Annotated in this window: 7 protein-coding genes and 1 CRISPR repeat array (1 of these 8 running past the window's edge); of the genes, 4 read left to right on the top strand and 3 right to left on the bottom strand. The window is 34.9% G+C overall.

What is annotated here, in order from left to right:
- Nucleotides 1–63: 63 nt before the first annotated feature.
- The 3 genes from A0F92_RS16090 to A0F92_RS11560 all read right to left on the bottom strand — a co-directional run bounded on the left by A0F92_RS16090 (nt 64) and on the right by A0F92_RS11560 (nt 4,115).
- Nucleotides 64–141: a potassium-transporting ATPase subunit F gene (locus A0F92_RS16090; RefSeq protein WP_167517062.1), complete on the bottom strand. Its 78-nt coding sequence runs from the start codon at nt 139–141 to the stop codon at nt 64–66.
- A gap of 336 nt (nt 142–477) precedes the next feature.
- Nucleotides 478–1,839 (bottom strand): sigma-54-dependent transcriptional regulator, encoded by a 1,362-nt coding sequence (locus A0F92_RS11565; RefSeq protein ID WP_068246102.1) that lies wholly within the window; start codon nt 1,837–1,839, stop codon nt 478–480.
- 116 nt (nt 1,840–1,955) lie between these two features.
- The gene (locus A0F92_RS11560) at nt 1,956–4,115 is read right to left on the bottom strand and encodes a S9 family peptidase (RefSeq protein WP_068246263.1); all 2,160 of its coding nucleotides are present in this window, start codon (nt 4,113–4,115) and stop codon (nt 1,956–1,958) included.
- A gap of 434 nt (nt 4,116–4,549) precedes the next feature.
- Between A0F92_RS11560 and cas9 the strand changes: the two genes are divergently transcribed.
- The 4 genes from cas9 (at nt 4,550) to cas2 (ending at nt 10,816) form a co-directional block, all read left to right on the top strand.
- Nucleotides 4,550–8,815, top strand: coding sequence for a type II CRISPR RNA-guided endonuclease Cas9 (gene cas9 / locus A0F92_RS11555; RefSeq protein WP_068246099.1), 4,266 nt, complete (start codon nt 4,550–4,552; stop codon nt 8,813–8,815).
- Between the two features lie 16 nt (nt 8,816–8,831).
- Nucleotides 8,832–9,425, top strand: a complete 594-nt coding sequence (locus A0F92_RS11550) for a transposase (RefSeq protein ID WP_068246096.1) — start codon at nt 8,832–8,834, stop codon at nt 9,423–9,425.
- 11 nt (nt 9,426–9,436) lie between these two features.
- Nucleotides 9,437–10,348: a type II CRISPR-associated endonuclease Cas1 gene (cas1, locus tag A0F92_RS11545; protein WP_068246093.1), complete on the top strand. Its 912-nt coding sequence runs from the start codon at nt 9,437–9,439 to the stop codon at nt 10,346–10,348.
- A gap of 114 nt (nt 10,349–10,462) precedes the next feature.
- Complete coding sequence (cas2, locus tag A0F92_RS11540; protein WP_068246090.1) at nt 10,463–10,816, top strand: CRISPR-associated endonuclease Cas2; 354 nt, start codon at nt 10,463–10,465, stop codon at nt 10,814–10,816.
- A gap of 129 nt (nt 10,817–10,945) precedes the next feature.
- A CRISPR array of direct repeats spans nt 10,946–12,383; the repeat unit is 47 nt; unit sequence GTTGTTATCAAAGATCTGATAAAAAGAATTTGAAAGCAAATCACAAC; it runs 1,912 nt beyond the window's last position.

Below are 12,383 nucleotides of genomic sequence, written 5' to 3'. Positions count from 1 at the left end.
ATGCAGCAATGTGCCTGTACTGCTGAACATGCATTATCCAAAATATACAGCACATTTGCCGTATTAAAACTTTTCAGGATGAATTAAAACATAACACATGTATACAAATACGGCTACTGCTACAATAAATAATAAAAGCATAAGTTTAAATTTTTTCGAACCAATGAATGATTGCTTTAAACAGCAGAAATGCTAACAAACCGGTAATTAGTAATAGTAAAAACTGCATGTGGGTATTTTTTATGTTTAAAATAATAGAAGCATCCTACAGTAAATTATTCATCCTTCCATCTTTTAAAGTTTTAAACAATGGCAAAACAAGTGCCGGCTAACATAAAATACATGAAAAGCCTTACAGGATATGAATTATAAATATAATATACTATATATACACACTAACAAATCCTTTCATTTTGAAAGGGTTGATACTATCATTTTAAAAGGGTATGGCTGAAGCGGAATACAAAAATAAAAGTATCAGGCAACTGAACCCGGTATATTATACTCTTCAATTTTTCTGTACAAGGTAGTTAAGGCAATATTGAGTAAGCGTGCAGTTTCTGTTTTATTACCACCGGTATATTGCAGTACTTTTTGAATATGTGCTTTTTCAACAGCAGCCAGCGCTAATGAAGCTGCTGGCTTATTACCGGTTTCTAAATCGGATACCTGATAAAAATCAACCGGTAAGGAAGCAGGCTCTAATATATTATTTTCAGTTAAAATAACACTTCGTTCAATAATATTTTTCAGTTCACGGATATTTCCTTTCCAGGAATGTTTTTGTAACAATTGTATGTATGCCGGATCAATACCGGTTATTTTTTTATTCGTTTTTTCCGAAAAATATTGTAAGAAATGATTGGCTAATAATGCAATATCGTCAATACGTTCCCGTAAGGAAGGCAGTTGTATTTGAAATACTGAAATACGGTAAAACAAATCTTCGCGAAAGCGGCCGGCATTTATTTCCTTCTTTAAATCGCGGTTGGTAGCTGCAATTAACCGAACATTTACCCTGGTAATATTATTATCGCCCACTTTCAGCAATTCGCCGGTTTCAATAACGCGCAGTAGTTTTGCCTGCAAATCGAGGGGCATCTCGCCTATTTCATCTAAAAAAATGGTACCATCATTCGCTTCTTCAAAAATTCCTTTGGTATCTTTTATGGCGCCGGTAAATGCACCGGCTTTATGGCCAAATAATTCATTTTCCAATAATTCTTTGCTGAAAGCTGAGCAATTCACTGCAATAAAATTACTATTCTTTCTTTTTCCTGCCTGGTGTATGGCCTGTGCAAAAACTTCTTTACCGGTTCCTGTTTCGCCGGTTAATAAAACAGTGGCATCTGTTTGTGCTACTTTTCGGGCGGCTTCAATGGCTAATTGAATACTTTTTGAACAACCGAGTATACTGTTTAATGCATATTTATTATCTAATTGCTTTTCTAATTGTTGTACCCTTTTTGCCAGTTTCACTTTTTCAAGTGCTCTGTAAAGCAATGGAATAATTTTATAATTATCGTCGCCCTTTGTTATATAATCAAATGCTCCATTTTTTATAGCTTGTACACTATCGGGAATATTGCCATAGGCTGTCATCAAAATAATTTCAGAGGCAGGGTACTTTTGTTTGATACTTTTTGCCAATTCAACACCATGCTCATCAGGTAATTTCACATCACAAAGTACTATATCTATATTTTGCAGTTCTAATTTCTTAAGCCCGGTTTTTCCATCGCCTGCCTGCAATACTTCAAAACCTTCTAAACTCAACATTTTTGCCAGCAGCGTTCTTAATTTAACCTCATCATCTATTATTAAAATAGTATTTGCCATAAATTGGTTTAACTGAAAGCAGATGAATGATTAGAATATTACTGTTATATACCATTACAAATGTAATGCATGTATAAGTAAACGAAAAAAACCCTGCCAATTGCAGGGCTTTTTGCTTAATGTATCAAACCTTCCGGTATGGGTTTCTTCATTAAATATTTGTACATAAATTTTGTTTTCAGGTTCTGAAAATCATCCCATTTAGCAGGCAAATAAGGCCAGCCATGCCGGCCGCCGGGGTACAACATCATTTCAAATGGCTTTTTGGCATCTTCTAAAGCACTGATTAATTGTATGCTGTTTTGCATGTGTACATTATCATCCATGGTACCATGTACAATTTGTAACATGCCTTTGTACCTATTAACATAACGCAATACACTGCTTTTTTTATAACCTTCCGGGTTGCTTTCCGGTGTACCCATATAACGTTCGGTATAATGGGTATCGTACAAACGCCAGTCAACCACACTGCCACCGGCCATACCATAGGTAAATATATCCGATTTGTACGTTAGTGCATAGCACGTTATATAACCACCATAACTAAAGCCGGTAATACCAATACGGGCAGGGTCGGCACCGGCATTATGGATAAACCATTTGGCCATGGTACTGTAATCTTCCATTTCCCAATAACCTAAATTGTGGTATAAATAATTTACCCCCGCTTTTCCAAATTGGCCACTGGCCCTGTGATCGAATGCTACCTGTATCAATCCTTCCTGCGCCAATAATTCACGATTGGCAGTCCAGTTCCATTTATCCCATACCGTGCCGGCATTAGGGCCACCGTATATACTAATTAGCATGGGGTATTGCTTCGTTTTATCATAATGTGCAGGCCAGGTTACCAAAGCAGGCAGCTCAAATAAACCATCGGCACTTTTAATGCGGATGATTTCTGTTTTGGCAATGGCATACTGATCCATTGCAGGGCCTTTGGCATTACCCAGTTCTGTAACTGTTTTACCATTTACATCTACCAATGCCATACGGGTAGGCGTTTGTGTATTGCTATAGGTGGTAATAAAATATTTACCACCGGGCGAAAAATTGATACTGTGACTGTAATTGCCAAATGTTAAACGTTGTGGTTTACCACCGTTTAAACTAATTTTATATAAATCAATACGGGTTGAGTTTTCAATACCACGGGCCGTAAAATAAATAAGCTTTTTAGCCTCATCAATGTATTCAATACCGGTAACGGTAAAATTGCCTTGTGTAATGGCATGTTGCAAGGTACCATCCATATTATAGAGGTACAGCATATTCCAACCGGTTTTATCGCTTTGGGCAATATAGCCGCTACCATCTTTCAAAAAATTAATTCTTCCACCAACCCTGTCTTCCAAATCAATCCAGGTTTTTTGGGTTTCGGTATATACGGGTTTACGGCTACCCGTTTGTGTATTTACTTCATAAACAATCAGGCTATCTTGTTTCCGGTTCATCCAGGGCAGCCATAAGCTATTGTTGCTGTTGCGCCAAATGGGCCAGCCAAAATACTGGTCATCTTTTTCATTAAAATTAGCCCAGGTGGTAGTACCGCCATTGGGGCTAACAAAACCTATTTTAACTTCGGGGTTTTTATCGCCCACTTCTGGGTAACGGGTATATTCTACATAACCATGTTGCCCCTCGCTGCTGTATATGGGGAACATAGGCACCATACTTTCATCAAACCGGGCATAGGCAATGGTTTTGCTATCGGGGCTCCACCAAAAAGCACGGTAATGCGTGGGGCGGCCATAAATTTCTTCCAAATACACCCAACTGGCGTAGCCGTTTAACGTGGTAGTGCTGCCGTTAAAAGTTAATTGTGTTTCTTTTTGCGTGGCTATGTTATAACTGTATAAATTGTTATTTTTTGTATATGCAATATAATTGCTATCGGGCGAAAAGGTGGGGTTTCGTTCCTGCGCCGTATCGTTGGTAATGCGGGTAGGGTTTCCATTAATAAACAAATACAAATCGTGATTCATTTCGGTAACCGTTTTACCTGGTTTTAATTGGGCAGGTGCAGTATACGAAAGCATTTTACCCGAAGGAATATCGTATAAAAAGGTTTTGGCATTATGAGGTTGCTCGCCCCGCTGCAATAACAAAACCTGGTTATCGTTCAGCCATTCCAATACCGAGGGCAAAGGTTGGTAAAACCCTTGCGGTGCTTTTCCGGTAACCAATTGCGAAACAGGTATTTCTTTTTGCTGGGCAGTGGTGTATAGTATTGTTAAACAACAGCAAGCAATGGTGCCAAATATTCTTCTCATGTGTTTGAATTTTGCATGAAGATAAATATCCTCATCCTTTTTTACGATACCATTCAAAAAAAAGTGACAAACCACTGTATTATCGGGCTTTTTTCGAAAATTGTTCGACCGTTGTTCGACTCCGGCCCATAAAAAAGCAGCAATGATGCGGGTTGTATCGAAGTAGTGTCGAACCTGTATCGAACTTGTATCGAAGAAGGCCGGGAGTAAGGGAGATGGGGGTACAATTATTTAACCGGTTGAAAAGGTAAAAAAAATAATTTTAAAAAAAGAGATAATATTTTTTTTATGTATACATAAAATGTGTAGTTTAGGGGAAGAAAAAAGTAGCCCCACCTTTTAAAGTGGGGCGACTTAAATGTTTTCACAACGGAATAATCCTTATTGTGATTTGCTTTCAAATTAGATTTCAAAAATAAAGAAATAATTGCAACATGAAAAAAACAATTTTAGGGCTTGATTTAGGCACCAATTCAATAGGGTGGGCGTTGATAGAACAGGATTTTGAAAACAAACAAGGAAACATATTGGGAATGGGCAGTAGAATAATTCCAATGGGCGAAGAATTAAGCAAGTTTGAACGTGGGCAAGCTCAAACAAAAAATGCAAATCGACGAATTGCAAGAGGTATTCGAAAACTGAATAAGCGTTACAAACAGAGAAGAAATAAACTCATTTATGTTTTGGAAAAGTTAGAAATGCTACCCGAGCAGATTAAACTATCCGAACCTTTTACTGATCCATTAAAACTTAATAAAGTTTCAATTCTGCCAATACAAAAAAAACAAAAGCAGTATTCAGCACTGGATTTGTTAGAATTAAGAGTTAGAGCACTAAGTCAACCAATATCCCAGAAAGATTTGGGTAAAATTATTTATTTATTCAACCAACTACGTGGATATGCTGGTGGAGGAAATGAACCTGATGATGAAAAAGATGAAGAAAACGAAACTGAAGAAAATGTTAGAAACGAAAATGATAGTTATGTAACAGTTGCTAAAATACTTTCAATATCTGACCCCGAAAAAATCTTGTACCAAAAAAAAGAACTCAATAAGTACAAAGTTTCTATTGAAACAGAAGATGGTATATTAGAAGGAGATACATTTTTAGAAGTACTTAAAGTTGGCGAAACATTAGAGCTGCTAGTTAAAATAACAAACTCAAAAAAGAATGGAAGAACTCTAAGTTTTAAACTTCCTAACAAAACAAATTGGCGTAAGAAAATGGAAAATCTGGAAAAAGATCTGACAGAGTTATCGAGAGAAAAAGGGAGGGAAGTTTATATATCAGAGTATTTTTTATCTATTCTCAAAGAGAATAAATGGGCAAAAATAAGGGACAATGTCATTCTTCGTTCCCGTTATCAATCTGAATTTGACGCTATCTGGAAGGAACAAAGCAAATATCACAAAATACTTAATACACTTTCGCAAGATAAATTAAGAGAAATCCTTCAATTTCTTTTTCCGGGAACCAAAGCAACACAGGAAAGATACAGACAAATAGGGCTAGAAAAGGGACTTTATCATATTATTAGAAATCAAATAATCTACTATCAAAGAGAATTAAAAGACCAAAGCAGTCTTATTTCCAATTGTAGGTTTGAAAAAGGTGAGAAAGCTGTTGCAACAAGTCATCCAATTTTTCAGGAGTATAAAATTTGGGAGCAGATAAATAAGTTAACCATTAATACCAAAATGGAAAACGGGAAAAATAGAAAAGGTGAAATTAGATATAAATATGTGGATAAACCCATCCCATCCTCATTGAAAGAATGGCTTTTTGATGAATTACAAGATAAAAAGGAAATAGGATTTGGAGTAGTACTAAATAAACTAAAGAAAGAATATGGTTTACGTGATGGAATTGATTTCTTTAATGGCATGAATCCTAAAGCAAAATTGAAGGGAAATGAAACAAAACTGATAATAAAAAAAGCGTTAGGTAATCAGCTCTGGGATCAGTTGGATTTAAAAAAAATAAACAAACAAATTGAGTTATGGGATATATTATTCAATGCAAGAGGAAATGAATATGATATTGAAAGTGAGCGAACCTCAAAAGTTTTAGTATTCATTAAAAAAAGTTCAAATGATATTTCAAATCCTGAACAAACAGCTATTCAAATAAGCAAAATAAAATTCAGTCGAAACTATGCATCACTTAGTCTCAAAGCCATTGAAAAAATTTTACCGCTTATAAGATGTGGGAAATATTTTAATTATGAATTTTCCGCTTCTCTCAAAGAAACTATTATCAGATTGTTTAATGAGAATGTAACCGATCCATTTGAAAAAGCAGCTCAGGAATATTTAGAAACCAATCTTGATGTATTAACAGACGGTGGAATTATGAATGCATATGCCACTATATTAATTTACGGTAGGCATACTGCTAAAGAATATGGAGAAAATGAAAGAATTAACAGGTATCAGGAAATAAAACGACTAATTCCTGGAGAGCTAAGAAATCCGCTTGTGGAACAACTGGTCAGTGAAACTTTAATGGTAGTTAAAGATATCTGGAAACAATTTGGCAAGCCTGATGAGATAAGACTGGAACTTGCCAGAGAATTAAAAAATAATGCAGAACGAAGAGCAAAAATTTACAAGGCAAATAATGAAAACCAAAAGGCGAATGAAGAGGTTAAAAATTTATTGATTGAATTAAAACAAGAAATAACACTTACAAACATTGAAAAATATAAGATTTGGCTATCGCAGGAAAATCTTGCAGATGAATATTTGAAGCAATATAAAGATCCTTCAAAAACTGAAATTGAAAAGATGAAGTTATGGCGAGAACAAGGACACATTTCACCATATACCGGTCAACCCATTCCACTTTCAGAATTGTTCGACAGAGAGCGATATGATGTAGATCATATTATTCCGCAATCGCGATATTTTGATGACTCTTTTGCTAATAAAGTGATTTGCGAGAAATCTGTAAACAAAGAAAAAGGCAACAGAACTGCTATGGAATATTTTGAGACGGGGTCATTTATTCAGACTGTCTTCTCTAAAGAAAATTTTGTTAACCATGTAAACAACCAGTTTAAAAACTACCCTGCTAAACGTAAAAATTTACTTGCAACGAAAGTACCGGAAGATCCCATTACAAGACAAATGAAAGAAACGCAATACATATCAGTAAGAGTAAAAGAAGAAATTAATAAAATTGTAGGTAATGAAAATGTAAAAACCACTACAGGAGGCGTTACTGATTACCTACGAAACCAATGGGGAGTTACAGATAAATTTAAAAAACTACTTCAAGAAAGGTATGAAAGAATGAAAGAGACTCTTGCTGAACTGGAATACGAAAAAAGGAAAAATATAATCCAAAATAAAGAAGCCTACATTGAGTCGTTTAAAAAAGATCTAATTGCTTTTAAAAACAATAAACTAGTGCTAAAGGGTTGGAATAAACGTATTGACCACAGGCATCATGCTATTGATGCATTGGTAATAGCTTGTACCGAACCCAGTCATATAAAAAGGCTAAATGACTTAAACAAAGAATTGCAGACATGGTTGGAATCGCATAGAAACGAAATCTTACCGAATTTTGAAGGGTCTCCAACAGAGTTACTAGATGAAATACTCAATCTTGAAGAATCAAAAAAAGAAGCAATTTTTAAACAGATTGAGAAATTTAAAGCCATTGATATGCCATGGCCCGGTTTTCCTGAATCGGCTGAATTAGAAATTAAAAAAATTATAATTTCTCAAAAACCTAAAGATAAACTTTTAATTCAACCCAATAAAGAAGGAAAACTACAAATAAAAATCCGAGGTCCACTACATGAAGAAACATTATATGGAAAAAGTAAATATATTGAAACTTACCGTATACCATTAACGAAATTGGGTAACAAAAACATTGCCACAGAGAAAATAATTGAAAAAATAACGAATGATTATTTAAAAACTATTTTAAAAGAACATCTTAAAGATTTTGATAACAAAAAAGAAGAAGCTTTTTCGACAGAAGGAATTTTGTATTTAAACAAAAAATTAGCTGAGAAAAAAAATTCTCAAGGAAAAGTTGCACCACACACACCTATTTCATCTATAAAAGTTTTTTACAGGAACCCCTCCAAAATAAAGAAGAAAAAAGGAGATGAAGAACCGGAAGAAGCACTTCAAAAATTAGAAAGAAGTAAGGCCTTTAACAAATCGCTTTTTGTAAAGACAGGTGGCAACTATCTATTTGGTATTTTAGAAAAAAACAATGAGCGTATTTTTGATATCATAACCTTTTTTGATGCAGTCAATATTTTAAAAGAAGAATTTAATAGATGTCCTAACAAACAAACATTTAATAAAGATTTAGTTTTCAAAAATTATTTTGAAGCAAAAAATGGTGCAAAATTGTTATTTACTCTAAAACAAGGCGATCCCGTTTATATGCCTTCTGATAGTGAAGAGGTAATAACTGACCCCTATAGCCCTTTATTTAAACCGTTTTGGGATGATAAAACGGCGCGTAGCAAAAACGTTCATTATGTTACAAAATATAGTGGAAAACAGATTTATTTTATTAGGCACAATATTGCAGATTTAATAATAAAGGGAAAAGAATATGGAAGTCAAAATGCCTATGAAATTATTAATGGGTTATCCATTAAACAGCATTGTTTAAAACTAACTATTGACCGCCTTGGCAACATACAACCCATGCCAATTATGTAACAACAATCAATAAAATATGTCACCGCTTCTTCCCGGCCAATATTATCATATATACAACCATGCGAATGGTGATGATAATCTTTTCCGGGAAGAAGAGAATTATCGTTTCTTCCTGCAACAATACCATCAACATATAGATGCTATAGCAGATACCTTAGCGTGGTGTTTGATGCCGAATCATTTTCATCTGCTGGTTAAAATAAAAAACGAAGAGGCGCTGCTGCAAACTTTTCCAAAGTTCGAAACTTTGGAAAAGTTGCTGTCGAAAAAATTTTCCAACTTCTTTAGCAGTTATACGCAGGCTTTTAATAAAATGTACCAACGCAGAGGTTCGCTTTTTATTAAAAATTTTAAAAGAAAGGAAATTACTACTGCTCAATATCTACAAACAATCGTTGTATACATCCACTGCAACCCAATTAAACATCATTTTGCAAAAGAAATAACTGCATGGCCCTGGAGCTCCTACCAACATATACATACGCATTTTGAAGAGCTTCCCTTTTTTCGAGAAATCTTCGAAAATAAAAATAGTTTTCTTAAACAACATACACTTAAACATGAACGTTTTATTAAATACAACGAATTGGAAGAATCGCTCACCCGGTAAATTATGCCAGCATGCTTAAACGCACCCTCTGCATAGAAAACCCCTGCCACCTAAAGTGCAACAATGAACAATTGGTAATTAGTTATGCCGCTATTAAAGGTTTGGAAGACAGGCACGATAAAAGCGTACCCATTGAAGATGTGGGAGTACTGGTGTTAGAACACCCCCAAATTACCATTACCCATTTTTTGTTAAACAAACTAGTTGCTAATAATATTGCCGTAATTACCTGCAACAGCACCCACCACCCTACCGGCATGTTATTGCCTTTAGAAAGTCATACCCTGCAAAGTGAACGTTTCAAGGAACAATTGGCAGCCAGCGAACCTTTGAAAAAACAATTGTGGCAACAAACCGTAAAAGCCAAAATCAATAACCAGGCAGCCGTTTTAAAAAAATGGCATATACCCCATGGTTATTTAAACAATGCCCAGCAAAGCGTAAAAAGTGGCGATGCCGATAATGCCGAAGCCAAAGCAGCGGCATATTATTGGGCACATTTGTTTCCGGAAGCCTGGCAGTTTTTTAGAAAACGGGAAGGCCCACCACCCAATAATTTGCTGAATTACGGATATGCCATTATACGGGCAGCCATGGCCCGTGCCATTGCCGGAGCGGGCTTATTGCCCACACTGGGCATTTTTCACCGCAACCGCTACAATGCATATTGTTTGGCCGATGATATGATGGAACCCTACCGCCCTTTTGTAGATGCTATTGTACGCAACATTATTCACGAAACATCGGCAGTTGAGGTGTTAACGCAACCCATAAAAGTGCAACTGCTGAGTGTGTTAACACATGATACAAAAATAGAAGCACAAAACAGCCCCTTATGGATTGCCATGCAAAAAACCGCTTTCTCGTTAAGTAAATGCTATAATGGCGAGCAGCGAAAACTGCTATTCCCTGAATTTTTGTAAACACACCAACCCCGCCGGTATATAAATATATTCTCAATATACAATAATAAACTTATTAATGGCGTTGTAATACCAGTACATGCAATTGATGATACCAGATAGCAGTTAAAGGATATGCCCAAACATAAAAACCTTTCTGAACGTTTTAATGCCTACCGTATAATGTGGATAATGGTATTTTTCGATTTACCTACCGAAACCAAAACAGAGCGCAAAACGGCACAGGATTTTAGAAAAAAAATTATGGCCGATGGCTTTGTAATGTTTCAATTCTCCATATACCTACGACATTGCCCCAGTATGGAAAATGCAACGGTACATATAAAAAGGGTAAAAAAAATATTGCCCGAAAAGGGGCATATAGGTATTATGACTATTACCGACAAACAATTTGGCATGATGGAGCTATTTCAAGGTAAAAAAGAAGCACCTGCCCAGCCCATACCCCAGCAGTTAGAGTTATTTTAAAACCCCACCACCAACGCAATAGAAAAGCAAAAAGGCTGTACTGCTTATGGCAGATACAGCCTTTTTAGTCATTTTTTTCTTTCTATTTTCTTTGAAAACCCTTACAGGCATTGCATTTCAGCATTTACTGTTGTTATCAAAGATCTGATAAAAAGAATTTGAAAGCAAATCACAACGGAAAAATACCTTGTGAACTATGATGAGAGGTTGTTATCAAAGATCTGATAAAAAGAATTTGAAAGCAAATCACAACTACAAACTGCATCCAATTTATCAATGGTAAGTTGTTATCAAAGATCTGATAAAAAGAATTTGAAAGCAAATCACAACATCACTCGATTTTATCCGCCAAATACCATTGTTGTTATCAAAGATCTGATAAAAAGAATTTGAAAGCAAATCACAACAAACTTTAAAATGATTTGTAAATAAAAACGTTGTTATCAAAGATCTGATAAAAAGAATTTGAAAGCAAATCACAACAAAGTTTTTTTTGTTTTATTTTGAAAAAATGTTGTTATCAAAGATCTGATAAAAAGAATTTGAAAGCAAATCACAACACCCAAAGGGTGGTCAATTGATTGTATTAAGTTGTTATCAAAGATCTGATAAAAAGAATTTGAAAGCAAATCACAACGTCGCCGTTGCTATCAATAGGCTGTCTGGGTTGTTATCAAAGATCTGATAAAAAGAATTTGAAAGCAAATCACAACATAAGCAGTGAGTAATCTACGGCGGCGGTGTGTTGTTATCAAAGATCTGATAAAAAGAATTTGAAAGCAAATCACAACCAACTTGTTATTGCATTGCCACGAAGATTTGTTGTTATCAAAGATCTGATAAAAAGAATTTGAAAGCAAATCACAACACGAAGTATGTACATTACTGTGTAACGTGGTTGTTATCAAAGATCTGATAAAAAGAATTTGAAAGCAAATCACAACATTGTCTTGAAAAACAATAGGATGAACTTTGTTGTTATCAAAGATCTGATAAAAAGAATTTGAAAGCAAATCACAACGTTTATTTCGTTTATTTCATCAAAACCGGCGTTGTTATCAAAGATCTGATAAAAAGAATTTGAAAGCAAATCACAACAATGCAGATGTAATTCCTTTTTGTATTCAGGTTGTTATCAAAGATCTGATAAAAAGAATTTGAAAGCAAATCACAACCATGAACTTGCGCAACAGCGTTTCTTTTTTGTTGTTATCAAAGATCTGATAAAAAGAATTTGAAAGCAAATCACAACCATTTGCCGTGCTTAAAAACACTTCTGAACGTTGTTATCAAAGATCTGATAAAAAGAATTTGAAAGCAAATCACAACGCGCTTTCTGTTAAAACTAAAACGGTTGTGTTGTTATCAAAGATCTGATAAAAAGAATTTGAAAGCAAATCACAACAAATAATAAAAAACAAACAAGATGCCAGAAGTTGTTATCAAAGATCTGATAAAAAGAATTTGAAAGCAAATCACAACCAGATTGCTTTGAAAAAGCAAAGGGAAGCGGTTGTTATCAAAGATCTGATAAAAAGAATTTGAAAGCAAATCACAACAATGCAGA

It is taken from the genome of Hydrotalea flava (genome assembly GCF_001623405.1).
GTDB classification, from domain to species: domain Bacteria; phylum Bacteroidota; class Bacteroidia; order Chitinophagales; family Chitinophagaceae; genus Hydrotalea; species Hydrotalea flava.
Note: the sequence above shows the minus strand (reverse complement) of the source record. Positions and strands in the feature narration are given on the sequence as shown.

What these genes read in the sequence shown, in the direction of transcription:
- A0F92_RS16090 (WP_167517062.1), bottom strand. Translation starts at nt 141, where the DNA reads ATGCTTTTATTATTTATTGTAGCAGTAGCCGTATTTGTATACATGTGT.
- A0F92_RS11565 (WP_068246102.1), bottom strand. Translation starts at nt 1,839, where the DNA reads ATGGCAAATACTATTTTAATAATAGATGATGAGGTTAAATTAAGAACG.
- A0F92_RS11560 (WP_068246263.1), bottom strand. Translation starts at nt 4,115, where the DNA reads ATGAGAAGAATATTTGGCACCATTGCTTGCTGTTGTTTAACAATACTA.
- cas9 (WP_068246099.1), top strand. Translation starts at nt 4,550, where the DNA reads ATGAAAAAAACAATTTTAGGGCTTGATTTAGGCACCAATTCAATAGGG.
- A0F92_RS11550 (WP_068246096.1), top strand. Translation starts at nt 8,832, where the DNA reads ATGTCACCGCTTCTTCCCGGCCAATATTATCATATATACAACCATGCG.
- cas1 (WP_068246093.1), top strand. Translation starts at nt 9,437, where the DNA reads ATGCTTAAACGCACCCTCTGCATAGAAAACCCCTGCCACCTAAAGTGC.
- cas2 (WP_068246090.1), top strand. Translation starts at nt 10,463, where the DNA reads ATGCCCAAACATAAAAACCTTTCTGAACGTTTTAATGCCTACCGTATA.